Source organism: Alteromonas sp. AWM4_230, from assembly GCF_056158305.1.
The window spans coordinates 1,183,556-1,210,299 of the sequence record NZ_JBSWTB010000001.1 but is presented as its reverse complement, the minus strand read 5'-3'; the positions used below and the strand labels follow the sequence as shown (position 1 = coordinate 1,210,299).

General features: G+C 43.1%; 24 protein-coding genes and 1 rRNA gene. 9 read left to right on the top strand and 16 right to left on the bottom strand.

Features of this window, described 5'->3' with window-relative positions:
• Nucleotides 1-68: 68 nt before the first annotated feature.
• A 16S ribosomal RNA gene (locus ACXACS_RS05220) occupies nucleotides 69-1,601 on the bottom strand.
• A 490-nt stretch (nucleotides 1,602-2,091) separates the two neighbouring features.
• Between ACXACS_RS05220 and ACXACS_RS05215 the strand changes: the two genes are divergently transcribed.
• The gene (locus tag ACXACS_RS05215) at nucleotides 2,092-2,556 is read left to right on the top strand and encodes an RNA recognition motif domain-containing protein (RefSeq protein WP_269918397.1); all 465 of its coding nucleotides are present in this window, start codon (nucleotides 2,092-2,094) and stop codon (nucleotides 2,554-2,556) included.
• 75 nt (nucleotides 2,557-2,631) lie between these two features.
• Here ACXACS_RS05215 and ACXACS_RS05210 read toward each other — a convergent pair whose 3' ends face one another.
• Nucleotides 2,632-3,948: a DUF5610 domain-containing protein gene (locus tag ACXACS_RS05210; RefSeq protein ID WP_474804870.1), complete on the bottom strand. Its 1,317-nt coding sequence runs from the start codon at nucleotides 3,946-3,948 to the stop codon at nucleotides 2,632-2,634.
• A gap of 190 nt (nucleotides 3,949-4,138) precedes the next feature.
• Between ACXACS_RS05210 and trmA the strand changes: the two genes are divergently transcribed.
• Nucleotides 4,139-5,236, top strand: a complete 1,098-nt coding sequence (trmA, locus tag ACXACS_RS05205; RefSeq protein ID WP_474804868.1) for a tRNA (uridine(54)-C5)-methyltransferase TrmA — start codon at nucleotides 4,139-4,141, stop codon at nucleotides 5,234-5,236.
• A gap of 22 nt (nucleotides 5,237-5,258) precedes the next feature.
• Here the strand turns inward: trmA and ACXACS_RS05200 are convergent, their stop codons facing one another.
• Nucleotides 5,259-5,549 carry a DUF1330 domain-containing protein gene (locus tag ACXACS_RS05200; protein ID WP_474804866.1) on the bottom strand — a complete coding sequence of 97 codons (291 nt, stop codon included), beginning with the start codon at nucleotides 5,547-5,549 and terminating at the stop codon, nucleotides 5,259-5,261.
• Between the two features lie 135 nt (nucleotides 5,550-5,684).
• Entirely contained in the window at nucleotides 5,685-6,278 is a 594-nt protein-coding gene (gene fabR, locus ACXACS_RS05195) for an HTH-type transcriptional repressor FabR (RefSeq protein ID WP_461853095.1), read from the bottom strand.
• A gap of 340 nt (nucleotides 6,279-6,618) precedes the next feature.
• On the opposite strand from fabR, the gene ACXACS_RS05190 reads away from it, so the two are divergent.
• The gene (locus tag ACXACS_RS05190; RefSeq protein ID WP_474804863.1) at nucleotides 6,619-7,746 is read left to right on the top strand and encodes an acyl-CoA desaturase; all 1,128 of its coding nucleotides are present in this window, start codon (nucleotides 6,619-6,621) and stop codon (nucleotides 7,744-7,746) included.
• 247 nt (nucleotides 7,747-7,993) lie between these two features.
• Nucleotides 7,994-9,415 carry a Si-specific NAD(P)(+) transhydrogenase gene (gene sthA / locus ACXACS_RS05185; RefSeq protein ID WP_269918392.1) on the top strand — a complete coding sequence of 474 codons (1,422 nt, stop codon included), beginning with the start codon at nucleotides 7,994-7,996 and terminating at the stop codon, nucleotides 9,413-9,415.
• A 54-nt stretch (nucleotides 9,416-9,469) separates the two neighbouring features.
• Here the strand turns inward: sthA and ACXACS_RS05180 are convergent, their stop codons facing one another.
• Nucleotides 9,470-9,775: a hypothetical protein gene (locus tag ACXACS_RS05180; RefSeq protein WP_025254039.1), complete on the bottom strand. Its 306-nt coding sequence runs from the start codon at nucleotides 9,773-9,775 to the stop codon at nucleotides 9,470-9,472.
• A gap of 113 nt (nucleotides 9,776-9,888) precedes the next feature.
• Between ACXACS_RS05180 and ACXACS_RS05175 the strand changes: the two genes are divergently transcribed.
• Nucleotides 9,889-10,467: a uracil-DNA glycosylase family protein gene (locus ACXACS_RS05175; protein ID WP_474804860.1), complete on the top strand. Its 579-nt coding sequence runs from the start codon at nucleotides 9,889-9,891 to the stop codon at nucleotides 10,465-10,467.
• Here ACXACS_RS05175 and ACXACS_RS05170 read toward each other — a convergent pair.
• A complete protein-coding gene (locus tag ACXACS_RS05170; RefSeq protein WP_474804858.1) occupies nucleotides 10,464-12,689 on the bottom strand; it encodes a bifunctional diguanylate cyclase/phosphodiesterase in 2,226 nt (741 codons plus the stop codon). The genes ACXACS_RS05175 and ACXACS_RS05170 overlap by 4 nt on opposite strands.
• Before the next feature lie 142 nt (nucleotides 12,690-12,831).
• On the opposite strand from ACXACS_RS05170, the gene ACXACS_RS05165 reads away from it, so the two are divergent.
• Entirely contained in the window at nucleotides 12,832-13,737 is a 906-nt protein-coding gene (locus ACXACS_RS05165; RefSeq protein WP_474804856.1) for a TIGR03899 family protein, read from the top strand.
• Here the strand turns inward: ACXACS_RS05165 and ACXACS_RS05160 are convergent.
• The 10 genes from ACXACS_RS05160 to dusA form a co-directional block, all read right to left on the bottom strand.
• The gene (locus tag ACXACS_RS05160; protein ID WP_474804853.1) at nucleotides 13,734-14,480 is read right to left on the bottom strand and encodes a phosphoadenylyl-sulfate reductase; all 747 of its coding nucleotides are present in this window, start codon (nucleotides 14,478-14,480) and stop codon (nucleotides 13,734-13,736) included. The two genes, ACXACS_RS05165 and ACXACS_RS05160, sit on opposite strands and share 4 nt — an antisense overlap.
• Nucleotides 14,470-16,191, bottom strand: coding sequence for an assimilatory sulfite reductase (NADPH) hemoprotein subunit (gene cysI, locus ACXACS_RS05155; RefSeq protein ID WP_474804851.1), 1,722 nt, complete (start codon nucleotides 16,189-16,191; stop codon nucleotides 14,470-14,472). Before cysI ends, ACXACS_RS05160 begins: the two co-directional genes overlap by 11 nt.
• A complete protein-coding gene (locus ACXACS_RS05150; protein ID WP_474804849.1) occupies nucleotides 16,191-18,014 on the bottom strand; it encodes an assimilatory sulfite reductase (NADPH) flavoprotein subunit in 1,824 nt (607 codons plus the stop codon). The genes cysI and ACXACS_RS05150 overlap by 1 nt, the downstream gene beginning before the upstream one ends.
• Before the next feature lie 199 nt (nucleotides 18,015-18,213).
• A complete protein-coding gene (locus ACXACS_RS05145) occupies nucleotides 18,214-18,969 on the bottom strand; it encodes a TIGR04219 family outer membrane beta-barrel protein (protein ID WP_474804847.1) in 756 nt (251 codons plus the stop codon).
• A gap of 3 nt (nucleotides 18,970-18,972) precedes the next feature.
• Complete coding sequence (locus ACXACS_RS05140; protein ID WP_474804845.1) at nucleotides 18,973-19,965, bottom strand: DUF2333 family protein; 993 nt, start codon at nucleotides 19,963-19,965, stop codon at nucleotides 18,973-18,975.
• A gap of 156 nt (nucleotides 19,966-20,121) precedes the next feature.
• The gene (locus ACXACS_RS05135; RefSeq protein ID WP_474804843.1) at nucleotides 20,122-20,484 is read right to left on the bottom strand and encodes a hypothetical protein; all 363 of its coding nucleotides are present in this window, start codon (nucleotides 20,482-20,484) and stop codon (nucleotides 20,122-20,124) included.
• Nucleotides 20,484-20,684 carry a PspC domain-containing protein gene (locus ACXACS_RS05130; protein ID WP_025254029.1) on the bottom strand — a complete coding sequence of 67 codons (201 nt, stop codon included), beginning with the start codon at nucleotides 20,682-20,684 and terminating at the stop codon, nucleotides 20,484-20,486. Before ACXACS_RS05130 ends, ACXACS_RS05135 begins: the two co-directional genes overlap by 1 nt.
• 62 nt (nucleotides 20,685-20,746) lie before the next feature.
• Nucleotides 20,747-21,415, bottom strand: coding sequence for a phage shock protein PspA (pspA, locus tag ACXACS_RS05125; protein WP_474804840.1), 669 nt, complete (start codon nucleotides 21,413-21,415; stop codon nucleotides 20,747-20,749).
• A 344-nt stretch (nucleotides 21,416-21,759) separates the two neighbouring features.
• Complete coding sequence (locus ACXACS_RS05120; protein ID WP_474804837.1) at nucleotides 21,760-22,044, bottom strand: hypothetical protein; 285 nt, start codon at nucleotides 22,042-22,044, stop codon at nucleotides 21,760-21,762.
• A 192-nt stretch (nucleotides 22,045-22,236) separates the two neighbouring features.
• The gene (gene dusA / locus ACXACS_RS05115) at nucleotides 22,237-23,259 is read right to left on the bottom strand and encodes a tRNA dihydrouridine(20/20a) synthase DusA (RefSeq protein WP_474804835.1); all 1,023 of its coding nucleotides are present in this window, start codon (nucleotides 23,257-23,259) and stop codon (nucleotides 22,237-22,239) included.
• Between the two features lie 658 nt (nucleotides 23,260-23,917).
• Between dusA and ACXACS_RS05110 the strand changes: the two genes are divergently transcribed.
• The 3 genes from ACXACS_RS05110 to ACXACS_RS05100 are packed head-to-tail and all read left to right on the top strand — an operon-like array spanning nucleotide 23,918 to nucleotide 26,737.
• A complete protein-coding gene (locus tag ACXACS_RS05110; protein WP_474804833.1) occupies nucleotides 23,918-24,469 on the top strand; it encodes a hypothetical protein in 552 nt (183 codons plus the stop codon).
• 3 nt (nucleotides 24,470-24,472) lie between these two features.
• Nucleotides 24,473-26,233 (top strand): OmpA family protein, encoded by a 1,761-nt coding sequence (locus tag ACXACS_RS05105; protein WP_474804831.1) that lies wholly within the window; start codon nucleotides 24,473-24,475, stop codon nucleotides 26,231-26,233.
• A gap of 18 nt (nucleotides 26,234-26,251) precedes the next feature.
• Nucleotides 26,252-26,737 (top strand): Rab family GTPase, encoded by a 486-nt coding sequence (locus tag ACXACS_RS05100; protein ID WP_474804829.1) that lies wholly within the window; start codon nucleotides 26,252-26,254, stop codon nucleotides 26,735-26,737.
• Nucleotides 26,738-26,744 lie beyond the last annotated feature (7 nt).

The window sequence follows — 26,744 nt, the reverse complement described above, 5'->3', positions numbered from 1 at the left end:
GTCGTTCTTCATTTTAAACAAGACTATCTGTGTAGACACTGCATCAAGTGCGTCTGTCGACGTAATGGTAAGGAGGTGATCCAACCCCAGGTTCCCCTAGGGTTACCTTGTTACGACTTCACCCCAGTCATGAAACACAAAGTGGTAATCGTCCTCCCGAAGGTTAGACTAACTACTTCTTTTGCATCCCACTCCCATGGTGTGACGGGCGGTGTGTACAAGGCCCGGGAACGTATTCACCGCAGTATTCTGACCTGCGATTACTAGCGATTCCGACTTCATGGAGTCGAGTTGCAGACTCCAATCCGGACTACGACATTCTTTAAGGGGTCCGCTCCACATCACTGTCTCGCTTCCCTCTGTAAATGCCATTGTAGCACGTGTGTAGCCCTACACGTAAGGGCCATGATGACTTGACGTCGTCCCCACCTTCCTCCGGTTTGTCACCGGCAGTCTCCTTAGAGTGCCCAACTTAATGCTGGCAACTAAGGACAAGGGTTGCGCTCGTTGCGGGACTTAACCCAACATCTCACGACACGAGCTGACGACAGCCATGCAGCACCTGTGTCAGAGTTCCCGAAGGCACCAATCCATCTCTGGAAAGTTCTCTGCATGTCAAGTGTAGGTAAGGTTCTTCGCGTTGCATCGAATTAAACCACATGCTCCACCGCTTGTGCGGGCCCCCGTCAATTCATTTGAGTTTTAACCTTGCGGCCGTACTCCCCAGGCGGTCTACTTAGCGCGTTAGCTTCGCTACTCACGACTTAAAGTCACAAACAGCTAGTAGACAGCGTTTACGGTGTGGACTACCAGGGTATCTAATCCTGTTCGCTACCCACACTTTCGCACATGAGCGTCAGTCTTTGGCCAGGGAGTCGCCTTCGCCACTGATGTTCCTCCAGATATCTACGCATTTCACCGCTACACCTGGAATTCCACTCCCCTCTCCAAGACTCTAGTCTGCCAGTTCTAAATGACCATCCCAGGTTGAGCCCGGGGCTTTCACATCTAGCTTAACAAACCGCCTGCGTGCGCTTTACGCCCAGTAATTCCGATTAACGCTCGCACCCTCCGTATTACCGCGGCTGCTGGCACGGAGTTAGCCGGTGCTTCTTCTGTTGTTAACGTCACGGCTAGCAGGTATTAACTACTAACTTTTCCTCACAACTGAAAGTGCTTTACAACCCGAAGGCCTTCTTCACACACGCGGCATGGCTGCATCAGGGTTTCCCCCATTGTGCAATATTCCCCACTGCTGCCTCCCGTAGGAGTCTGGGCCGTGTCTCAGTCCCAGTGTGGCTGATCTTCCTCTCAGAACAGCTAGAGATCGTTGCCTTGGTAAGCCTTTACCTTACCAACTAGCTAATCTCACTTGGGCCTCTCTTTGCGCCGGAGCCTAAGCCCCGTTTGGTCCGTAGACATTATGCGGTATTAGCAGTCGTTTCCAACTGTTATCCCCCTCGCAAAGGCAAGTTCCCAAGCATTACTCACCCGTCCGCCACTCGTCAGCGAAGTGCAAGCACTTCCTGTTACCGTTCGACTTGCATGTGTTAGGCCTGCCGCCAGCGTTCAATCTGAGCCATGATCAAACTCTTCAATTAAATATATCGAAATATGAATCGTCGTTGTGACACTCTTAACGAGTGCCCACACAGATTGTCTTGTCTAAATTGTTAAAGAACGTAGCAGCTTCGCTGCTATTCACTAGAAGCCGTTGCTTCTTAGTGACTCACCCTGCTCGAGTGAGGTGCGCATTTTACATCGTTTATTTTCGATGTCAACCATGTTTTTAAACTTTTTATTTGCTTGAAAACTTGGTTTCGCACTTGTTGCTAAGTTGGCTTTGTTTTTCTCGAAGCCCCCTCAGAACGTGGAGCGCATTATAGATACCTCTTGAGAAAGATCAACACTTAAATTGGATTTTTTTGCATTTTAAGGCACTTTTGGTGTTAACCGTTCATTTCTGCATCATTTCCATTGGCTCAATGCATCTTTCGACTAGTTTTTTCACATTTTATTGTTCTAATTGTTACAAATGAGTAAACTATATACAGCCTCCAACACCATAATAAACAATAGAAAGGTAGGTATATGAAAGTAGGCTTTATTCAATGCGCTGTAATTAGCGCTATTTTTGCAATTGCAGGGTATTTGTTATTTTCTTCTGCTAGTTTAAACGTCCATGTTCCACTTACCGTATCTGCAGCTCTGCTGATAAGCGGTATCGTTACTCCTTGGCTAGCGTCTCTTATTCAAAGTCCATCTTCCTCAGATGCCAGAGCACACACCAATAACGGATCAGTTGAAACTTTATATGTGGGTAACTTACCCTATAGAGCAAACGAGAACGCAGTAAAGGAGTACTTCAGTAGCTTTATTGAAGTGCAGTCGGTTCGTTTAATGAAGGATCGTAAAACTGGAAAAAGAAAAGGTTACGGTTTTATCGAGGTTGTCACAGACGATCTTAGTAGTGTTATTGATAAGACTAACGACTCTATCTTCCAGGAACGAACGTTGAAAGTTCGACCTGCAAAAGACAAAGTAGAACACGCGTAATTCTTATTCGTAGTTTTTAGTTATGTAAAAAAGCCCGGTAAGCTCTCGCTTCCGGGCTTTTTATTATCATAAGCATTAACTCTCGCTGGCTTCAGCTGATTGAGGAAGGCCATCTAATAAAGTTTGGTTAAAAGAACGAAATCTATTTATGGCGGATATTAGATCAGGAACCTGGACATCTTCCATTTCGTTAATAATACCAGCTATTAAAGTATTATAGTCTTCACTACTTTCTAATGAACTTTCTGCATTAGCAAAAGTATCCATCATTTTCTCTAAGTACTGAGCGATTGGACTAACCACATTACCAAACTTCGCGTTGTCGCTTTTATCTTCGTTATAGTGCTGAATATTTTCGTATGTCTTTAGCACTTCTGTTTGTGTTGTTCTATTTAGTTGTAGTGCGTAACCAACCAACTCTTTATCATCAAAGCCTAAACTCAGTGCTTCTTCAAATGCCTTGTCGATGTCACCACTATAGAAGGTATCGGCTAGATCCTGCACTTGCCCAACTAAATCAGCTATCGATTCCAACTCATCTTCATCAAGTTCTCCTTTCAATGAAAAGCTAATACCGCTTCGTTCATAGTATTGATAAGACGTTTGTTGAGAATAGCTTGCCGAAAAGCCACTTTCACTTTGCTCACCACTACCGTCAGATTGGCCTTGAGATGCCTGAGCCTGAAAATTAAGTTGCTGAGAAGCCTGGAAAGAACGCAGGCTTTCAAAACTAAAGCTCACTTCATCACCATCTTTAGTTCGAATCATCAAACTACCGCTTTTTTCGTCCGATGCTGCAACAGCTTCCAACGAAGACAGCTGGACAGCATTAGGCTGCTGGCGTCCAAAGATATCGGTTTCTAGATCATCAATACCCGTATCAATAAGATCCCGGCTTTTCGTTATACCTTGCTCAATCTCTTCATTCATAAACCCAGCAAGATCTTTTTCAGCCATCGCGAAGCCGCGGCTTACTCCTTCTCTTGCTTGGCTAAATAGCCCGGTCAGCTTTTCTTCGCTGGCACCTCCATCGGCTGCGCCGCGAATAACGCTGCCCACGAACTTAAGTACGTTTCGGGCTACTTTTTCAAAATCGAATAAACCGTTCGACTTTTCTTCAAGATTTTTCTCTTTCGTTTCTTGTGGTCTTTGCCCATCTATTTCCAACGCTTGATTAATATTGCTACTTACCACGCGCAAGCCGATACTCGTTTGGCTACTTGAAACAGATACTGAAGCCGCTTGTTGCTTCGAGAACTCAGCGGCTTGCTGCAATCCGTCTTGCTGCAACTGCTTTTTAAGCGCTTCATTTGGGTGAACCGTTGCCTTTTGATCCGCTTTCTGATCAACCTTTTGGTCTCCCATAAAAGCTTTAATTTGACCCACGTTCATAATTTGATCCTCACTATCCTCACTCTTATTATCGGCAAAGAATCAATATTGTTTAATTTTAATACAGTATTTTTTTCTAAAAGCTATTTAGGCAATCATGCGTATTAATAATGAAGAAGTCGGGAGCGCTTGTTGCAGTTATTTTTTAAGGGACTACAATTCGCGACCTCAACAATGAATGGAGAATTTTATGACCACCACTGAACAACAACGCTATCAAGATCAGTTAGACGAAAAAGTAAATCGTCTCACCGCGTTGCTTTCTCCATTCAATGCACCAGAACTTTCTGTATTCCCATCTCAGCCAACACACTACCGCATGCGCGCAGAGTTTAGAGTGTGGCACGAGGCCGATGACTTATTTCACATCATGTTTAATCAGGAAACGAAAGAAAAATATCGTGTCGATAGCTTTGCCCCTGCATGTAAAGCAATAAACGATGCGATGACACTTTTGCTTGAAGAAGTAAGACCAAACGAAACTCTAAGAAAAAAGTTATTTCAAATCGATTACCTTTCTGCGTTGTCTGGTGAACTTGTTATAAGCCTTTTATACCATCGTCAATTAGATGAAGAATGGCAAGTGGCAGCAAGAGAATTAAAAGCGACACTTGAATCTCACTTTCCTAAAGTAAACATCATTGGTCGCGCTAGAAAGCAAAAGCTTATTATCGACAACGATTTTGTAATTGAGCGTTTACCAGTAAACGGACGAGAATTCGTATTCAAGCATATAGAAAATAGCTTCACTCAGCCCAATGCCGAAGTGAACTGTAGCATGATTGAATGGGCTTTAGATTGTGTTAAACCACTCTCTGGAGACTTACTAGAAATGTATTGTGGTGCCGGTAACTTTTCACTTCCGCTAGCACTTCACTTTGATAATGTGGTGGGTACCGAAATAGCTAAACCTTCAGTGCAAGCAGCTCAGTTTAATATTGAGCAAAACGAGCTGAGCAATGTAAAAATTGTAAGGTTAGCCGCCGAAGAATTCACTCAGGCTATGAAGGGCGAGCGTACGTTTAGTCGCTTAGAAGGCATTGATTTAAGCACTTACAATTTCACCACTGTATTGGTCGACCCACCAAGAGCTGGGTTAGATGAAGATTCACTAAGAATGATTCAGGATTACGATAATATTGTGTATATCTCGTGTAATCCTGAAACTTTGGCGCAGAACCTTGAGCTTTTGAGTGAAACTCACGACGTTTCTCAATCGGCGCTATTCGACCAATTTCCTTTCACTCATCATATTGAGGCAGGCGTTCTACTTACACGCAAAGTCTAGTTTGCGTGTAAGTCATTTTCTACTACTCCTTGCCTTCTACAAGAACGTGATGGCTTACTGAACCGTCAGTTCTTAGTTTTAGTAGTGGAAGGTAATCTGGGTCAGACATAAAATCGAGTGCGCTTTGTTTTGAAGGCCATTGGATAATAGCGCGAATAGCGGGTTCTTCTCTCTCGCCTTCTAAAGTTTGATGATTCGCACTGTTCGCTAGATATTTTCCACCGTGTTTCGACACGATATCCGCGGCAAGTTTTACATAGTGCGGGATCCACGTTTCATTGGTAGGTGTAACTTCTAAAACTGAATAATACATATCTTGCTCTCTTCTCTTGAAATTAACTGGTTGAACCCAGCGTTATCGTATTGAGAGCTTAACAAGCTATATTTCGTGTAATAAGAAGGCTTACGCTAGAATCTGTTTCGTAAAATATTTGATAATACTTCAGCGCTACGCTTTCTGGGTAGCGCCTATTTGAACAAAGCGAAGTTGCGCTTTCACTCTTTCACCAATTTCACTTCTAAGCTTATCATCCGCTTCTAATGCTTCCGCTCCGGCACTGAATACTAGTCTTACCATGGCATCGGCTTGTAACTGGGCGCAGGCGTATTCCACGCCTTGCTGTTCGATAATGTAGTCAGTAAGTTCATCGATGAAATGTTGAATTTCTCTGAATACTGCAAGTCGGTAAGCAGACGACGTTCCGGTATGCTCTCGCAGTAATAACCGAAATACGTTTGTGTTGGCCGCGATGAACTCCATGAAGGTTTCAACAGAGGTATGGATGACGCCGCCCCCTGAAGCTATGCGCCTTCTAGCCTGACGCATAAGCTGACGCAGCGCTAAACCCGCTTCATCCACCAGCGTTAAACCCAACTCGTCCATATCTTTAAAGTGTCGATAAAACGATGTGGGAGCAATGCCAGCTTCTCGGGCAACTTCACGCAAGCTTATTGCCGATAAACTGCGGTTTTCATCTAGCAGTGAAAATGCAGCATGGATGATATTTTGGCGGGTTTTTAATTTCTGTTCTTGTCGGCTCACGTTCGCACCCTGTGTTCATTAACTTTTAATGGTTTGATGATTTTTTAACTTTAGAGTCTACTTTCAACGTCATCTGAATAACCATTAACGCAATCGAACCTCATACATCAAAGACTAGCACGTCTAGTTTATCGCAACACGCACTGATGGGGAAAGGGAAACAAAATCATCTCTTTTATAAACAAGGGTTAAGCGTTAATTCTCACGTTTTAGCTACGTTTTTGCCACCCTCGGCTATAATTAAACTTTACACATGTAAGCAGAACTTATCTGGGTTTTGCTTGCCTGAAGCCTCGTAAAACGATAAATTAGCGAACAGTTGTAAGCCAAGTTGTATAAAATGAAAAAACCTCCTCTTATCCTAACGAATGTGCTGGTATTTATAATATCAGGCGCAATTGCATTTATAGGTGTGCCGCTTTGGGTGGCATATCAGGGTATCGATTGGGCAGAAATCGGTACCGCCATATTCCTATTCTATTTCACCGGTATGTCGATAACTGCTGGGTATCATCGCTTGTGGTCGCATAAAACCTATGATGCCAACATTGTAGTTCGAGTCATATTAGCGATTGGTGGCGCGATGGCCCTACAAAATAGTATTTTGCACTGGTCGTCAGATCACCGCGTTCACCATCGCCATGTAGATGACAACGACAAAGACCCCTACTCTGCAAAGAAAGGGCTTTGGTTTGCGCACATCGGCTGGATGTTACGCGAGTATCAAGCTAAGCGTTACGATGATTACAGCAACTGTAAAGATCTACAAAAAGATAGCGTTGTGATGTGGCAGCACAAATACTACTTGCCTATCGTACTCGCTGCTAACTTTGGTATTACTGGTCTGTTGGGTTACCTGAACGGCGACGTTATGGGCATGATCTTGGTGGCCGGCGTACTTCGTCTAGTGCTAGTTCACCACGTAACCTTCTTTATCAACTCACTTGCTCACTTCTGGGGTAGTCAGCCTTATACCGATAAGAATACAGCACGTGATAATGGCGTTTTAGCATTCTTTACTTTTGGTGAGGGTTATCACAACTATCACCATATTTTTGAGTACGACTACCGCAATGGCATTCGTTGGTATCAGTTTGATCCTACTAAATGGCTTATCAAAGGGCTGTCTTATGTAGGTTTAACGTCGAACCTTCGCAAAGTACCTGAAGAGCGCATCGAAAAAGCTCTGGCGGCCATGCAGCTTCAAAGGGCAAGTGAAAAAGTGTCGTTACTACCGAATGCGGAAGAAATGATGCACACTATTCAAGAAGAGTACGACCTGCTAATGCAGCGGATGAGTGAGTACTACGCAACGAAAAAGCGCGTTATGCGCGTTAAGAAGCGTACATTAAAACGTAGCATTGAAGGGTTAGAGCTAGCTTACAAATATAAAGAGATGAAGCACGCTTTTGCTGTTCAGAAAGAAAAATGGACCCAATTGCAGAGTTTGTCGCTTCAAATGGCGTAGCATTACCTATTCTTTTAGCTGATCTGATTAAACCAAAAACCACATAAGTATCTGCTTATGTGGTTTTTTTTGATCTATAGTTGGGATGACACTTCAAGTAAGGTAGTTATACTAGAGTTTGTAAGGTTGGCATAAACAGCTTAGCTTTAGACTAAGTTCGGTGTTCAAGCTACATCATAAACTGAATTATGGCGGTTATTGTGATTTCAGACGCCACATCATAGAAGTAATAATACGGGAAGATAACATGGCAACGAAGCAAAAAACTAAAGCTCCGTCGTATCATTACGATGCGATTGTTATAGGCACTGGCCCCGGTGGAGAGGGTGTTGCAATGCAGCTTGCCAAGGCCGGTAAAAAAGTGGCAGTGGTAGAACGCTACGAAGCTGTTGGCGGTGGCTGTACTCATTGGGGCACTATTCCGTCTAAAGCGCTTCGTCACTCGGTCAGTCGTCTTATTGAATACAATACGTCTCCCCTGTTTGCCGACAACCACTTAAGTAAGAGCCTTACGTTTTCAGACATCATGAGCCATGCTAGTGGTGTAGTTAAAAGCCAAACTCGCCTGCGTTCTTCTTTTTATGATAGGAACCGCGTTACGCTGTTTCATGGCGAAGCCAGCTTTGTCGATGCACACACCTTGGAAATAACACGAGAAGATGGCTCGAAGGACACAGTCACGGCAGCACAAATAGCGATAGCCACAGGTTCGCGCCCCTATTGCCCGAAAGATATCGATTTTAATCACCCCCGTATTTATAACTCTGACACCATCTTATCTCTAGATCACGATCCAAAGTCCATCATAATTTATGGTGCAGGTGTAATTGGGTCGGAATATGCCAGTATCTTTAGAGGCTTGGGAGTAAAAGTCGATCTGGTTAATATGCGAGACCGTCTATTGTCATTCTTAGATGACGAAATCTCTGATGCGCTAAGTTACCACTTATGGAACAACGGCGTACTTATTCGTCATAATGAAACCTACTCTTCTGTCGAAGCTACCGATGATTCAGTAATTTTAAACTTAGAGTCAGGTAAGCGCATGCGGGCTGATTGCTTATTGTTTGCCAACGGGCGTACGGGCAACACAGATACCCTGAAACTTGAGAATATTGGTTTAAAAGCTGATGGTAGAGGCCAACTCAAGGTTAACGAAAGTTATCAAACTGAAGTAGATAACGTATTTGCTGTTGGCGATGTGATTGGTTACCCAAGTTTGGCATCTGCAGCATATAACCAAGGTCGATTTGCCGCTGAAGCCATGCTCGGCATCAATACACATTCAGCGTTAGTAGAGGATATTCCGTCTGGTATCTATACTATTCCTGAAATTAGTTCAGTAGGTAAGACAGAACAAGAACTTACCGCAGCCAAAGTACCTTATGAGGTGGGAAGAGCCCAGTTCAAGCATTTGGCCAGAGCGCAGATTGCATCAACGCAAACGGGTAGCCTTAAAATTCTATTTCACCGGGAAACGAAAGAAATACTGGGCATTCACTGCTTTGGTGAACGTGCCTCTGAAATTGTTCATATCGGCCAAGCCATCATGCAGCAAAAAGGCGAAGGCAACACGATCGACTATTTCGTCAACACCACATTTAACTATCCGACCATGGCTGAAGCCTATCGAGTTGCTGCCATCAACGGACTAAATAGGATTTTTTAACAGATACAAAAAAGCCGGCGAAATCGTCGCCGGCTTATATGCGTTAACTAAAAATTAGTTACGGTTCGCAGCAAGCGCATTAAGCGAGTCTTTATGTGCTACGATGTCGATGTGCATATTTTCTTGATCGAATGTCATTGTTGCAATAGCGTAGTCACCCTGACTTTCGCTTGCAATGTCGATCAGCTTTGCTTGTGCATCACGGAAACGAATGTTATTGCCGATTTGATCCGACATACATTGGTTATTCATTTCGAATGTTTTCGCATCCATGCAATCGAAAAGCTGGTTCTCACCAGATTCCGCATGCGCAATACCAAAGGCTGCTGATAGAGCTAATGTTAGTACTACTTTACGCATGTTTCTTCTCCTGTGTTACAGTCTAATACTGTAGTATTAAAGATACTGTATATACATTCGATAGTCAAATTTAGATCACACTAATATGACAGAAGTATGACAAAGAGAAATAATTGGAGAAAATTTTGAAAGGGCACGATGCATTGGTGGCCAAAGCAAAGAATTGCACAATATGCGCGCCTCACCTACCTCACGAACCTAACCCCATTTTTAATACTTCACCATCCACAAAAATTCTTATTATTGGGCAAGCGCCAGGGCTTAAAGCTCACGAAAGAAGTATTGCGTTTGACGATCCCAGCGGAGATCGCTTGCGAGAATGGCTGGCTGTATCTAAAGAAACTTTTTACAACCCGCGCTTAATCTCGGTGCTGCCCATGGGCTTTTGCTTTCCAGGGTACAAAAACGGCGCTGATGCCCCTCCTAGAAAAGAGTGTGCACCTACATGGCACAATGAGTTTCTCGCCTACTTAAAGCCTAAAATCACGCTTTACGTAGGTCGATACTCACAGCAGTATTATTTACCCCAGTACAAAACTTTGACTGAAGCAGTAGGCGCGCCGACTAATACACACTTTGTTTTACCTCACCCGTCAGGAAGGAATAACAGGTGGCTCGCTAAAAATCCGTGGTTCGAGCAAACTATACTTCCCAAACTGCAGTGCGCTACCTCGTCAGCTTTGTCTGATTAATCGTGCGCCTCAAGAAACGCTAGAAGTGCATCGAAAGGCATGGGCTTTGCGTATAAATAACCTTGGGCCTCATCACACCCTAGTTTAATCATGTAGCTTGCCTGCTCTCTTTTTTCCACACCTTCGGCAATGGTGAGTAACCCCAGCTTGTTTCCTAACGTTACTATGGTTTCGGCGAGCACTGCACTAGCACCCGGTTTGATGTCTTTAACGAAGGAACGATCGACTTTCAAACGATCTAATGGCAATTGCTGCAGATAGCTCATGGAAGAAAAGCCTGTACCAAAGTCATCGATAGCAATTTGAACGCCAAATTCTTTCAACGTACGCAAAGCATCAATCACTATTTGCGGCTCGTCCATTACCACACTTTCGGTTATTTCAAGCTCTAATAGACTGGGGTCACAGTTGGCTTTGGAAAGTGCTTGTTTAACTTTTTCGACAAATAATCTATCGCGAAACTGGGGAATTGATATATTAACAGCAACCCTAAGATGCCCGTACCCCTTTTCTTTAAGCTCTTGCAAACGGCGACATGATTCCTCAAGCACCCATTCACCAATATCAACAATAAGACCAGAGTATTCAGCAAGTGGCACAAAAACAGCTGGAGAGATATAGCCCCCCTCTCCATCTGGCCAGCGAAGTAGGCCTTCCATACCCACTACTTTTTCATTGAGCAGGTCTACTTGGGGCTGAAACCATAGTTCTAGCTTTCTCGCCGCAAAGTCGTTTCTTAATTGACGGATCATATCCAAACGCCACGTGGTCTGATCCTCAATATCTTTAGCGTAATACTCGAAGTTGTCTGTTAGGTTTTTCTTAGCGCGGTTTAACGCAATATTGGTGCGCTTTAAAATCTCAATACCAATATGGCGCTTATTCTCTAGCTTGCAAAACCCGACGGTAACATTCACGGGTAGCGTGTGGTCACCCACTTTAAAGGATGATTGGAAAAGTGCGTTGATTGCCTCGGGACAGACAAGCTCATCGGGGCCGATAAGACCAAAAACATCAGCACCAATACGTCCTTTCTTGACTCGGCCGTCAAATGAGGTTTGAAAACGATCGCTGATTGCACGTAATAACTCGTTGCCAACTTCTTGTCCTAACCCATCATTAACATCGGAAAAATGATTAACGTCGATTAGCGCAACACTAAAATGATCACCTGCAAACAAGTGAGGCTTGTCTAGCATATTAATGAATTCATTACGGTTTGGTAATCGGGTTAACCAATCTCTGAACGCTGCATTTCTTAATTCGTGGAAGAGATTGACGTTTTCATAACCTACCGAAATGCTAGATAAGAATACTTCTAGAAGGTTTTTATCCAATTCACTGATTTCGTGAGTTTGCCTGACGTATACGGCGGCTTCGAACCCAGCGCGACTTATATAAAGTACAGAACAACTCGCCTCAAATATGTGCTTTTTAAGCCGTAAACAACGGCTTATATTTTCTTCAATGTCAATGTTGTTAACGTCTACAACCGGGTGATTGATAAATTTCGCATATTCACCCGCGGCACCAAGAATATATACTTGCTCGTCGTCTTGATCTAAAAGGGAACCGGCTCTGGCACATAATAGCCCTTCAGAATCGAGACCAATAAGAGAGCTAATTTGCGTGACAACCCCTTCGCAAAACTCTTTAACCGAATGCTCTTCAAACAAATTAGCCGACGAAGTAATTATCTTTTCTAAGCCAGCGCGACTTTGACTTATGGTTATAATCTGCTGGTAAGAGCGCAACGAAGAAATAATGGTCGTAAGTAGCTTGGAGCGCGTAAGTTCAGTTTTCGTTTTGTAGTCGTTAATATCGTAAACTTTAATGACTTGCTCTTCAGGTGCATAACCTGGCTGACCTGTACGCAAAATGATACGAGGCTCGTACAGTTTCATGTCTTCACGAATATATTTAACGACATCAAAGCCTGCATCGTCGGTTTCCATAACAACATCAAGCAAAATGATAGCGATACTGTTACCGAATTCGTGAAGTTTTTCTTTGGCTTGCTTTGCAGAATAAGCGTGGATGAAGTTCAACTTGCGATCGTTTACGATGAGATCAGATAGCGCCAGACGCGTTACCGTGTGAATTTCTTCATCATCATCGACGATAAGAATGTTCCAGTCTTTGCCTAATAATACAGGCTCTGTAACTGAATCATCATCATCTAAAAAAATTAACTCGTCGTTATCGTAATCCATTGCCGACATTACCGCTTATTTCCCCGATACATACAAAACAAGAATGCACGACTTACTGTATTAAGGAGACAATCGCATTGATAAATGGGTTACGCAATGCAATAGTGCTCTCATGTTACATGCTAATTTACATTCAATAATTTAAATCAATATGAAGATTACACCTCAGCACTTGCCCCCTGAGATTAAAAAAGCTCAAAACACGGAAGTCAGTAGCGCAAAAGCGCCCAGTGACCAACCCGCTGCTGAGAAAATGGCGAGCTCTATCAAAGCGGATGCAAGCCGCCAACGCATGTTGTCATGGTTCGCTAGAGTGGGTATTAGCCCTTCTATGATGTCTCCTGATCCTAAAAAGCAAAAACATGCGCTGGAACGAAGGAAACAAATTCTAGAAACTCAAAAAGCGAGCAATCTTCAATCTGTTTTAAATATAGCACTAAATGTTTCAATCAACGAAAAAACTAACGATAATCTTGATGCAGATTGGTTTTTTGCCTTTAGTACCATGGCCGAGGAAATTTACAGCCAACCAATGCAAGAATTGTGGGGCAAGATTTTTGCCGTTGAGGTCGCCCATCCCGGTAGTTTTTCACTTCGCACTCTGCAGTTGCTTAAAACGCTCACGCACAGAGATGCAAAAGTATTTAATAAAGCGGTTAACGTAGCGAGTCGAAAAAGTAATGATTCCGTACCGCGCATATTGGTGGGGTATCACAAACGTAAAGGCCTGCTTTCGTTTCTTCGAAAACCCATTCCAGAACAATTAAATTTAGCTTCTGTTGGACTTAGTTACCCAGACCTATTGTCGCTGCAGGAAATGAAGTTAATTTATGCCAGTGAAATCGAGAGTGGAGAATATGTAGAGGGGCAACAGGTTACGTGGCGATGTGTTAATGAGAATATAACGCTTACATGTAAAACTTCTGGGGCTGCTTTGGTTTATTACAAGTTTACTTCTGTAGGCAGTGAGCTTTACAAATTGGTTACTAAATCTTCTAACGAAAGGTATTTACAAGAATTAAAAAAAGTATTGGGCGAGGTATTCAACATAAGTTAAATACCGTCACCAAACTCGTGTAATCCACATTCGCGCTTTAACCCGAAGAAGCGGGTATCTTGCTCACTCATACCTTCTTGCAGCGACTGCGTTGTATGCCAATCGCCAATTGAAACATAACCTTGCTCCCAAAGCGGGTGATAAGACAAGCCGTTATCTTTAAGGTAGTAGTGGAGGTCTTTGTTGCTCCAATCGATAATTGGGTATAGCTTGAACTGCTGTCCCACTTTTTGAAGAACAGGCAGTTTGCCACGGGTATCAGATTGACTTCTGCGCAAACCTGCGAACCAGGTACCCGCATTCAGTTCACCCAACGCACGCTGCATTGGTTCAACTTTGTTCATCTTGTTGTATTTTTCAATACCTTCGATGCCTTGTTCCCAAAGCCTACCAAAGCGCGCTTCTTGCCACGCAGATGACATTTTTGCGCTGTAAACGTGCAAGTTTAAATTAAGCTTTTCAACCAGCTCATCAATAAATTTGTACGTTTCTGGAAACAAATACCCAGTATCAGTGAGCACAACGGGGATATCCGGTTGTGCTTGAGTAAGCATGTGCAGCATAACTGCCGACTGCGCTCCGAAACTCGAAGACACAATATGAGTATCGGGCAAGTTGTCCAGCGCCCAAGCTACTCGCTCTTGCGCTGTCATTTTTTCCAACATATCGTTGATATCAGCAAGGTCTTCCTTGCTGATATCAAGCGTAAGTGATTGCTGCTTTTCTGCTGTATTATTCGTCATAGAAATCCCGTGCGGAGTCTACTACTGGTTTTACAACACCAGCGCGAACAACATAATCACCAAAGGCCTCGCCACTCTCACGCTCTTTAGCCCATTGACCAAGTAGCGTATCTAACTCTGCCATGATTTCTTGTTCGCTAATGTTTTCTCGATACATACGTGGGATACGCGTACCTTCTCGGTTGCCACCTAAGTGCAAGTTGTACTTGCCTGGACCTTTACCTACCAAGCCAACTTCAGACAACATCGCGCGACCACAGCCGTTAGGACAGCCAGTTACGCGGAAGATAACGCTGTCTTCTTCTAAACCGTGTTTGGCAAGCAAGCCTTCTAGCTCGGTAACAGCATCTGGCAGGTAACGCTCAGCTTCTGCCATCGCTAGCGGACAAGTTGGCAATGCAACACAGGCCATTGAATCAAGGCGCTGATTAGAAACACTTGGCGCAATGAGGCCATGCTCACGAGCTAAGGCTTCTACTTTGTCTTTGTCTTGGGGTGGTACACCAGCAATAATCAAGTTCTGGTTTGCGGTTAAACGGAAATCGCCTTTATGTATTTTGGCAATTTCTGCGCAACCTGTTTTTAGCGTTTTACCTGGGTAATCCAAAATACGACCATTTTCGATAAACACAGTCAGGTGGTATTTGCCGTCAATGCCTTCAACCCAGCCAAAACGGTCACCACGGTCGGTAAATTCGTAAGGGCGGCTATCTTGGAATGCCACGCCCGCGCGTTTCTCAACTTCAGCTTTGAAGTTGTCTACGCCAACACGCTCTAAGGTGTATTTGGTTTTCGCGTTCTTACGATTAACACGATTACCCCAATCACGCTGCGTGGTAACAACCGCAGCGGCAACGTCTAGCGTGTTTTCCAGCGGTATAAAACCAAAGTCAGAGGCTTTACGCGGATAAGTACTTTTATCACCGTGAGTCATTGCAAGACCGCCACCAACAAGTACGTTAAAGCCAATTAGCTGACCATTTTCTGCAATCGCAACAAAGTTAAGGTCGTTTGCGTGAACATCAACATCGTTTTGCGGAGGAATAACCACGGTGGTTTTAAACTTACGCGGCAGATAGTTATCACCCAAAATAGGCTCAACTGGCTTTTCAGTGGTCTCAACTTTTTCACCATCTAACCAAATTTCAGCATACGCGCGAGTTTTGGGAAGTAAGTGTTCACTTATCTTTTTAGCCCATTCAAATGCCTGAAGGTGAAGCTCAGATTCAACTGGATTAGACGTACATAGTACGTTTCGGTTTACATCACCTGCCGTCGCAATTGAGTCAATGCCAGCTTTGTTTAGCATTAGATGCATAGACTTGATCTTAGGCTTTAACACACCGTGAAACTGGAAAGTTTGACGAGTGGTTAAACGAATACTGCCATACATGGTGTGGTCAGCTGCAAACTTATCGATAGCTAACCATTGGTCAGGCGTGATAACACCACCTGGTAAACGCGCGCGAAGCATCACATTATGAAGCGGCTCAAGTTTTTGCTTTGCACGTTCTGCTCGAATGTCACGATCGTCTTGCTGGTACATACCGTGGAAGCGAATAAGCTGGAAGTTATCAGCTGTGAAACCACCGGTAAGATCATCTTTAAGATCGGTAGTGATGGTACCGCGCAAATTATTACTCTCGCGCTTTAGGCGCTCGTTGTCAGCCAGTTTGCCCTCAACGATAAATGGTGATTTTTCGTTACTCATTAATAGACATCCTTCTGATAACGTTTCGCTTTTCGTAACTCTACAATATAGGCTTTAGCATCGGCTTCAGATTTTCCGCCGTGCTCCTGCACAATATTGATTAAGGCGTTTTCTACATCTTTCGCCATGTGCATTGCATCACCACACACATAAAAGTGTGCGCCCTGCTCTAACCATTCGTACACTTCTTTACCGTTTTCTAATAAGCGGTGCTGAACATATACTTTTTCTTCTTGGTCACGAGAGAATGCAAGCGTAATTTTATCTAGCAGACCTTCTTTAACGTAACCTTGCCACTCTACCTGGTATAGGAAATCTTGCGTAAAGTTAGGATTGCCGAAGAACAACCAGTTTTTGCCTTCAGCGCCTTGCACATCACGCTCTTGCATGAAAGATCTAAATGGCGCAATACCCGTGCCTGGGCCAACCATGATGACAGGTGTATTCGGATCTTCCGGCAAACGGAAGTTATCGTTGTTTTCAACGAAAACTTCTACCTCACCATTTTCTTCTAAATATTCGCACAAGAAGCCAGACGCACCACCTTGATGGCGGTGACCAAACGCTTCGTAGTCAACGTGAGCTACCGTTAAGTGCACTTCGTCTTCTACGTCAGCTTGGGCTGATGCTATAGAGTACAAGCGAGGTGTTAATGGGCGCAATGCATCTACAAGCTGCTGTTCCGACAGCTTACCTGGGTGGTCACGCACGATATCAATGATTTGACGCTCAGCCATATAAGTACGCAGCTGCGCTTTATCTTCCATCAAGGTCGCTAACGATTCAGAGCCGGTCGCTTCTTGATAAGACTTAATGAAATTAGGGTAGCTTAAGGTTAATTCAAGCTTGGACGTTAATGCATCAGTTAACGACATTGTCGCATCACCTACAGATACTTCAGCATTGCCATCTAACGACAAAATACTAATAAGCTCTGATACTAAAGAAGCAGCGTTCTTGAACCAAACGCCTAGCGCGTCACCTGGTTTGTAGGTAATTCCACTATCTTCAAGGCTTATTTCAATGTGACGGATATCTTTAACTGAATCGCGACCCGTAATCTTCTGGGCATCAATCAACGTTGCCTTGAACGGTGCCTTTTTGGTGTAAGTCTGTGCTGCTACACCCTGCACTGCTGCGCCAGTTTGCGCCGCTACCGCTGCCTGTGGTGCCGCACTAAAATCATCTTTTAATGATTCAATAAGCTTGTTTAACCATGCTTCGGCTTCCGCTTCATAGTCAACATCACAATCAAGGCGCTCAACAATAGGCTTACCACCTAACTTACCTAAGCGCTCATCGAAGTCTTTACCTGTTTGGCAGAAAAACTCGTAACTGCTATCACCTAACCCCACAACGGCGTATTTAGTGTTCGCAAGCTTCGGGGCTTTTTTACCCGCTAAGAATTCGTGCAGTTCGATGGCATCATCAGGTGCATCGCCTTCACCGTGGGTACTTACAAATACCGCTACGTGGGTTTCTGCTTTTAAGTTGCGAGGCTTGTAATCAGCCATGCTAACAAGCTTGCTGTTAAAGCCTGCTTCCTCTGCTTTGGCTTGACACTGCGCAGCCACACCTTTCGCATTACCTGTTTGTGAACCATACAGTATAGTTAGCGTTGGCGCATCACCCGCTACGGCAGGCGCGCTTTGTAAAGCAGGGGCAACCGAGCCGCCTTGCGCAGCCGCCATGCCTGCTGCATAGCCACTTACCCAAGTAAGTTGATCACGATTTAAGCCTGCAATGGCTTGCGTAATGGCATTCCACTGCTGTTCGTTTAATACCGCGCCTGGCGCTGAGTTCGAATTAGAATCTTGTGACATAGTCTTTTAGCCTTTTATCAATGGCGCTAAGGCTAACGGCTTTCTTCAAGAAGAGAAAAGAATAAATGAAACTTTTTTATTACTGAAAGTGCTAATGACTAAGTGAATAAGTAATAACGCACCTAAACGTTACCCTCGAAAAATAAAAAAGGCGTGAACTGCACAAGCAGCCACGCCTTTAAAAACAGATAGTTAGTGCTTAAAAATGAAGTTCTAAGCCTGCGAATACACCGTCAAATTCCATGTCAGCGTAAACATCATCAAGATCTTCAATATCAACTGTTACGTTTCTGTAACCAACTTGAAGGGTCATATCGACTGCTAAACTTTCAATAAATGAATATTGAACTGCCGCTTGATAATCACTTAGCTCGTGGTCATCGAATGACAAATAGCTACCTTCAAAATATGCAGATAGCCCAGTGAACGGAAGCCCTAGCTGAACTTTCGAATATGCCATAGGCACTATGCCCGAAAATTCAGCCGAGCCACTGGTATCACTTGCTGTATCGACAACAAACAATGCACCATCGATGTACTTAGCATTTACACCAAGATCAAAGCTTACCAAGTCGTTATCGAATAACTCGTAGTACAAGATGAAATCCGTTGCATCAAGCTCGATATCAGTATTGACCACAGTACTTTCTGTAAACAACTGATCATCAAAAGTAAAGTTGGCATCAAGCGCGGTAGTGCCTGAATTATCTAGCGTAGTGTGATTTACCTTCACATTCGGTAAAAAAGGCACTGGGTGTTCAAAGGCAATATATAACGCCGTATTGGTTTCATCGTCAAAGTTGAAATCAGCAGTGTTGTTGCTATCTGCAAAACCGCCTTGCGTGTCGGTTTGCCAAACTTGAGCTCCAACATAAACGCCTGCGATAGTGTCTGCTTGAGATGAAACTGAAAATAATGCGCATCCCAATGCGGCAGCTATAAGACCTTTTTTCATTAATTATCCTTGATTAAGAAGTTCTGATATTTCAATTAAAGCAGCGTTTGCGCGAGAAATATAGTTAGCCATAACTAAAGAGTGATTAGCTAACATACCAAAGCCACTGCCATTTAAAATCATCGGACTGTAAACAGACTGTTGTGTTGCTTCCAGTTCGCGAATGATTTGCTGAAGACTAACTAATGCATTCTTATCTTCAAGCACATCGTTAAACTCAATTTCTACAGCTTTAAGAAAGTGTAGAAGAGCCCATGTTGCGCCACGCGCTTCATAAAAATTATCGTCTAACTTCCACCAGCTTGTTTGTACAACGCGTTGACTGGTGCTAGGTGTAGATTGCTTTGCGTTAGCGTCACCAGCTAAATCTGTATTAACTCTAGCAGATCCTACGCTGGCGCTTAATCTTTGTGAATAGCTACCCAACCGTTTTTCAACCTGCTTCAACCATTCTCGCAGGTTATCTGCTCGGGTATAGAACTGACTGTCTGAATTACGTGTGTTTGCCAACTCTTCTCGGTACTTTTTAAGAAGTTCGATACCCTCAGCATAGCTAGATTCAGACGAAGGTAATGCCCAGCTTTTATGGTCCATATTGAATTTAGGGTGAGCTTTTGTCAGGTATGGGTTTTCAATTGATTGAGATTGAGAACGGCTAAAATCCTTACGCATTGATAGCGCGAGGTCTCGCACCATTTCTAATGCTCCAAACTCCCAAGCCGGCATATTATCTAAAAAAACACCGGGTGGAATGACATCATTTGAAAGATACCCACCAGGCTTATCTAGCAAGGTTTCCGACACATCAATCATGGTGGTAGTTAGTGTGTAACCCGCTATATTTGTGGGGTTTTCAACGGGTGAGTTCTGCTCCAAACGCTTTCTGACATCAAATGTATCTGGAGATAAACTCCAATACCAACCAATTAACCAGAAAAGTAAAAAAATCACCACAGCGACAATCGCTATTCGTTTTGAGTTAATAGATTGTCTCATATAAACACCAACCTTCCTTTTAAATAACAAATAGCCGACGATGGTCAGCTATTTGAAACAACTAATATTATGTGAAAAATGCGAAACCTTTATGACGGTTATCGACATAACACCATCTTTTACTACGTTAACACAATATAAATTTATTTATGCTAATTATAAAGTATGATGCATGTTTGTATCATTTTGCTGCTTATAAGCAGCAGAGTTGCGATTTTTCAGCGCATATAGTGCAATACCGATAAGAATAATTGGCCAGAAAGCGCTAACGCCCATAACAAGTAGCGCTAGGAAGCCGGCGCCAAGCGCTAACAGAATCGTTCCAACAACACTTATTGCGACAACAAAGCCAACAACAGCAAGGGCAACCCCAATTAGCGAAAGCACGGCCACGTTTTCCCAAGGGCTAAGCAGTTCGTCAGACATGACAAGATGCATACCTAGCCAGCTATCTACAAGGCTACCCAAACAGTTAACCAGTACAATGGCAATAACCAGTGCAATTAGAAAGTTTTTCATTACACTAATCTCGGTAGTAGGATAACGGCAGCCACGTAAGCCACTAGCGTGATGGGGGTTGCGATAAATAAACCCGCTACCGCCGCTGCTCTTACCCATACTGCATCGATATCAAAATAACGTGCAACACCTGCACACACACCTGAAATAATGCCAGAATCAAGGTCTCTATAAATTCGCTTCTGTGATGGTACTTTCATCATCTTCTCCAAAAATGTTTCTTTCGATATCTACAATATAAGTTGGCGGCGCCTAAGGTCGCTTAGGCGACCTTTTTCTTCTTAAGCTCTGCCAGTTCCTTTTCTATCGCTTCGTCTGCTTCCATTGCATCGAACTCAGCTTGTAATGATGTTGCCTCACTCGACTTCGCTAAGTCATATGCATCTACTTGCGCTTCAAGGTGGTCAATGCGCTGTTCGTAGCTTTCAAAACGCATCATTGCATCGTCTATTTTTCCTTCGTGATCAGCTTGCTTCACTTTCAAGCGTGTTTGCGCTGAATTTTTGCGCTGAACTAAGGTTTTTTGCTTAGCTTTGGCTTCTGCCAATTTACTGTTCAGTCTTGCAGTATCGCCTTGAATCTTTTCGATGCTTTCTGCTAGTTGCGCTTCTTGCTCTTTAAGAGAGTCAAGTTTCGAAACATACTTCTGCTTTTCTATAAGCGCCGCTTTTGCCAAAGACTCTTTGTCATTGTTCATCGCGATCTGCGCTTTATGCTGCCAACTATCAACTTGTCTGTTCGCTGCTTCCATATGACGCGCTAGCGTTTTTTGCTGAGCAATAAAGCGCGCCGCGTCGGTGCGAACTTCAACCAGGGTTTCTTCCATTTCTTGAATAATCAAACGAATGATTTTTTCAGGATCTTCAGCTTTATCTAACATCGCGTTGATGTTTGCTTGAACAATATCGTTAATGCGTGAAAACATACCCATGATTCTTTCTCCGTTAAAAGTAGTGTTGTGGCTTCCAGCATTTATTCTCTTGTACACACTGCTAGTTGCCGCTGACTGAGTTCTCCTCAACACTTTTAGTATTACAATGACTATGCCATTTATTTAAATTATTGATACATATGTGTTTTATTAAATTTTGAGCTTAAAACTGCTTTTTAACTTTACGTTTAGATACGATAAATTAGTGTATTTAACCAACCCTATTGTTAAATTGACCACTTCCGGTTTGACGGCATTTACACTTTGCCCTTATAAACTTATTTCATTACTAAACACGCATAAAAAAAGCGCCCGTAGGCGCTTTTATCGATGCTGATTAACCGTTAATCAGCGTCTTTATCTGTATCTTGGTTGTCCGCTTCTGTTACAGCTAAGTCGGTAACACTTACTTTCCCGTTTCCACGTACCTCTTGAGGGCTCAACTCAAAATGATAGGTAGCGTTAGCCACTGCTTGGTACACATCAGACTTTATTTCTTGTGTAGTTGTAGTTACTGCATTTGAAACTACATGCGTCAAAAATGTTTGAAGCACTGACTCTTCTGCATTTGCTACACCGCTTGCCATGCTTGCTGTCAGTAAAGTTGCTGCGATTAGTGAAGTTTTCATGTTATCCCTCTAAATTTAGTCAGTGCAACAACACGTTGTCGTCGCGATACTTAGAGGATTGCGAGAGGTGTGCCAACTCCTTAAAAAGAACTTAAACATTTGATTTATATAAACTTAAAGAAAAGCCCGCAAAAATGCGAGCTTCGGATACAATTGAACAAATATTAAACTTTGGTCAAAAGCACTAAGTTATTAGCCTTTTTGACTATTGTACTCAGCAACTTCTTTTTGCGCACTCTCTACAGCATCTAAAGCATTTAGAAGTAAATTAGGATCTGGATTCTTACCTGTACCATTTTGGCTTAAGTATCTTCGCCAAATTCGTCCACCCGCTTGCCCTTGATAAAGGCCCAGAATGTGGCGAGCTGCATGCCAAGGTTTAAAATAGGGGTCCTCTTGGCGCTCAATGTACTGCTGCATTTGAAGTACTATTTCACGACGTGACAGACTCTGTGCATTAGCATCGCCAAATATGTCTTTATCAACGGTAGACATGATATAGGGGTTTGCGTAAACCTCGCGGCCAACCATAACACCGTCAACGGTCTCTAGCTGTTGCTGGGTTTCGGCGAGTGTTTTAATACCACCGTTAATGCTAATTGATAATTCAGGACGCGCCTGTTTTAGTCTGTGAACCCTAGGGTAATTTAAAGGCGGAATTTCTCGATTTTCTTTTGGGCTTAAACCTTGTAGCCATGCTTTTCTTGCATGAACAATAAAGGTGTCACAGCCTGCGTCTGCCACTATATCGATAAAACGAGCAAAGTCTTCATCTTCGTCCATGTCGTCAATACCAATACGGCATTTCACAGTTACGGGAATATCTACTGCAGCCTGCATAGCCTTAACGCAGCTAGCTACCACTTCAGGTTGCGCCATCAAACAGGCACCGAAACTACCGTTTTTTACTCTATCGCTTGGGCAGCCTACGTTTATGTTGACTTCATCGTAGCCGCGCTCTTGTGATAATTCAGCACACTTAGCCATGTCAGCGGGATCGCTGCCACCTAGCTGAACAGCGATTGGGTGTTCTTCTTGGTTGTAGCCAAGGTAATCGCCTTTACCGTAAATAATCGCGCCTGTAGTGACCATTTCAGTGTAAAGCAGCGTGTGCTTAGACATTAATCGTAAAAAGTAGCGACAATGCCTGTCTGTCCAATCCAGCATTGGAGCGACAGAGAATCTGCGGTCAAGAGTTTGAACAGTAGTATTCAATTTAAGCCCATGTTTTGTATAGATAATATTTAACTTTTTTGAGTAAGTACCAAAAGCGGTACTTATCCCTTTTATTCCTTATTTTCACTGCATCGGGGTCCAAAAAGAGCCTTTTGGAGGCCCAAGTTTTTAGGCGGAAAATAAGATGGCGTATTATAGCATTACTAAGACGACGAGAAAAAATATCAATGTCTATCGCGTGAGAGTAAGAAACAAAGAGTCGGGAGTTATTACTTTTTCAATTACATTGAGGCTGCCTTCATGTTCATTAAAAGCCGATGTTCACAAAAAGTGAACACATAAAAAATGAACGAATATTGCAGTCTTGCGGTTGCCGCACCCCTTAGATATCGAGTTAGCGCTGTCTACAAAATCCTACTAGTTAACGCCTTAACTTTTTCTTAGATTCGAAGCGCTGCCTCAGCCTCACTTAATAGTGCTTTTAGTATCCTTGCACTATTAAATTATTAACAACCCTCTGAAAAATTTGCTTTTTTTAGATAGATATTTACCACTATTATGCTTTTAGCGTATTTCAAAATGAGCAATTAGTGGCTATTGTATAAGGTAATAACCGTAATTATCAGCACAATTAAAAATGTGATCGCAGAATACTCGCTATTAAAAGCAAAAGTACTGCACCTTCCGGAGACATTTTATGGCGGACAAGAAGCCGAAGGATCAGCAAGCGCAAAGCGTTAATGAAGCACAAAACGCTCCTCAACCAGCTGACGAACTTGCTCAACTTAGAGAAATATTATTTGGTCAAACAAATCGTGCTTTCCGTGCAGATCTCTCTGCCCTTGAGTCGCGAGTAAATGATAGCTTCGCTAAATTAAACACACACCTTGATAACCAGTTCAATGATATACGTAAACTTATCGATAATCAGATCACTGAACTCTCTAATCAGCTAGCCAGCGCTAATGACAACAACAGTAACGTGCAAGAACAGCTTCAGCACACTACCGATAAGCTGCAAAGTGAACTGGAAATTGCTGAAACATCAGCAAAGAACGACAACGACGCTTTAGAAGCTCATGTAGTGAAAGAATTGGAGTCACTGGACAACTTGTTTAGCAAGCGTCATCAAGAATTGTTAGAAAAGCTTCAGCAAGTTACTAGCGAGCTTTCAGAGAGTAAGACAGACAGAAAAACACTGGCAAACTTACTTTCAACCATGGCTACCAACCTCGCTACCGATCATTAATTAATGAGTGACAAAGTGCCGCCGTCTGAATTGCCGGACAACTCTCTTGAAAAAGTCAGAGAGCTACTTATTGGACGAGATGACAAGTTCGTTCAACAGAAGCTTGATCGCGACGCAAAGGGCTTTGTGAGCAATGTTGTTTCTGAAGCGTTACTTGAACGAGAGACTAAAGATGGCTCGGTTAACAAAGTTCTTGTTCCCCTTGTCGAAAAATCCCTGCACCGCTCTATCGAAGCTAATAGTGAAAAGATTGTAGGCACACTTTACCCATTAGTAGGTACATTAGTAAGAAAAGCCGTTTCATCATTTCTTGTAGAGTTTGTTGAGCGAACCAATGCATTAATCGAAAATAGCTTTAGCCCCAAAAGTATCTCGTGGCGCTTTAAAGCCTGGCAGTCTGGCGTTAAGTACTCTGAATATGTAGCGTCGCAAATATATCAGTATCAAGTGCAACAGCTGCTGGTCATTCACCGTGAAACCGGCACTTTACTTCACAGTATCTCGTCCGATCCGGAAAAAGAAAAAGATGCAGATCTCATTTCTTCGATGCTTGTCGCCATCAATGACTTCGTTGCGGATGCGTTTGGCGTAACAGCTACCGAATCTGAAAACGAGCTAGGCGAGATAAAAACAGAAGATTTTACACTACTGATTAAAATTGGTCCGCAAGCACTGCTGGTTGCTGCAGTTACTGGAAGTATTCCGCCTGAAGTACGGGGTAAACTTCAGCAGGCTCTGGAGGAATTTCATCAGTTTTACCAACAACCTTTAATTCATTATGAAGGCGACAATGCTCCTTTTGAGGGATGCGAAACTATTCTTGCGGATTGCTTGATCAGTGAAAGGAAAGAAGGTGAAGGTAAAAAATCGAAACGCATGATAGGCGCTGTCGTGCTAGTGGTAATCTTTGCCGTGCTAGCAGTGCTGTCGTTTATGAGATTGTCTCTAAGTGTTATCAAAAGCGATATGCACGAGCTTACTCCTCCGCCAGGTATCGTAGTTACAGATACTTATATTTCTCACGGGAGAATACATGCCAAAGTGCTACGGGACCCCATAGCCACCGACATAGAAAAGTGGCTAAATGAAAATGACATTGATACGGAAAAGGTCACAATAATTGAAGAGCCCTTTGTCTCTCTAAAAACCAGCATGGTTGAACAAAAGCTCGAAAGGCTCATTACCAGCTATCCACTCAGCGAAGCAGAAAGCATTTCAGTTGATAAAGGTGATAACGGCAGATTCTTGATATCAGGAACTGTATTTAACACCACCGCGATAGAGCTTACTCGGCAAATAAGTGCAATCCCTGGTATATCGTCGATTTCTATGGACACTAATGCCCTTAAAGTGAAACAGGTATACGATGTTGATCAAGCTGTGGTTCAAAAAGCGACTTTAAATCGACTCGTTAATAAGGTTTCTTCACAAAGTGTACTTTTTGCTACTAACCAAGAGGCGCTTTCTGAAGTACAGTTAGCAAAATTAGAAGCCCTAGCAAATGACATAAAACAATTATTAATGCTCGCAGATAGAACAAATACTATTGTGAGTATCGTTGTGATGGGGGCCAGTGACAATTCGGGCTCAAGCGCACGCAATCGCGCCTTAAGCCAAAAACGAGCAGAGAATGTTGTGAATTCATTAATTTCACTTGGTGTAGAAAGTGATATTCTTATACCCGTAAGCTTAGGAGAGCTACCATTGCAGAAAGCATCGATGGGGCGTTCAGTTATGTTAAATGTTTTAATATCCAGTGAGTAATAGTAAGGAAGCTTTGCGGTGATACAGAAAAAAGTTTGTATTCTAGGGCCCACTGGTGTTGGTAAAACAAGCCTAGTAAAGCAGTTTGTCGAAGGTATTTTTTCTGAAAAGTACAAGACTACTATTGGCGTAAAAATAGACAAAAAACAAGTCAATAAAGAAGGGCGCGGTGTCCAGCTTCTCCTCTGGGATTTAGAGGGTATCGATAGATACTGTGGCTTTAATCCTCGCTACCTTCGCGGCGCCAGTGCTTATATTATCGTGGTTGACCAAACTCGCTCTCAGTCTTTACTTGAGGGTATAGAAATTCTCGAGCTCGCCCAAGAGCACTACCCTGACATTCCCGCATTTTTCGTAGTGAATAAAACTGACCTCCCAACTAGCTGGCATTGGAGTGAGGAAGAATTGAATAATTACGCACGAAGATTTTCTTCACTTACGAAAACAAGTGCGAAGACCGGTGAAAATGTAGAAAACTTATTCAGTACAATTGCGTTTTGGTAGGAGATTG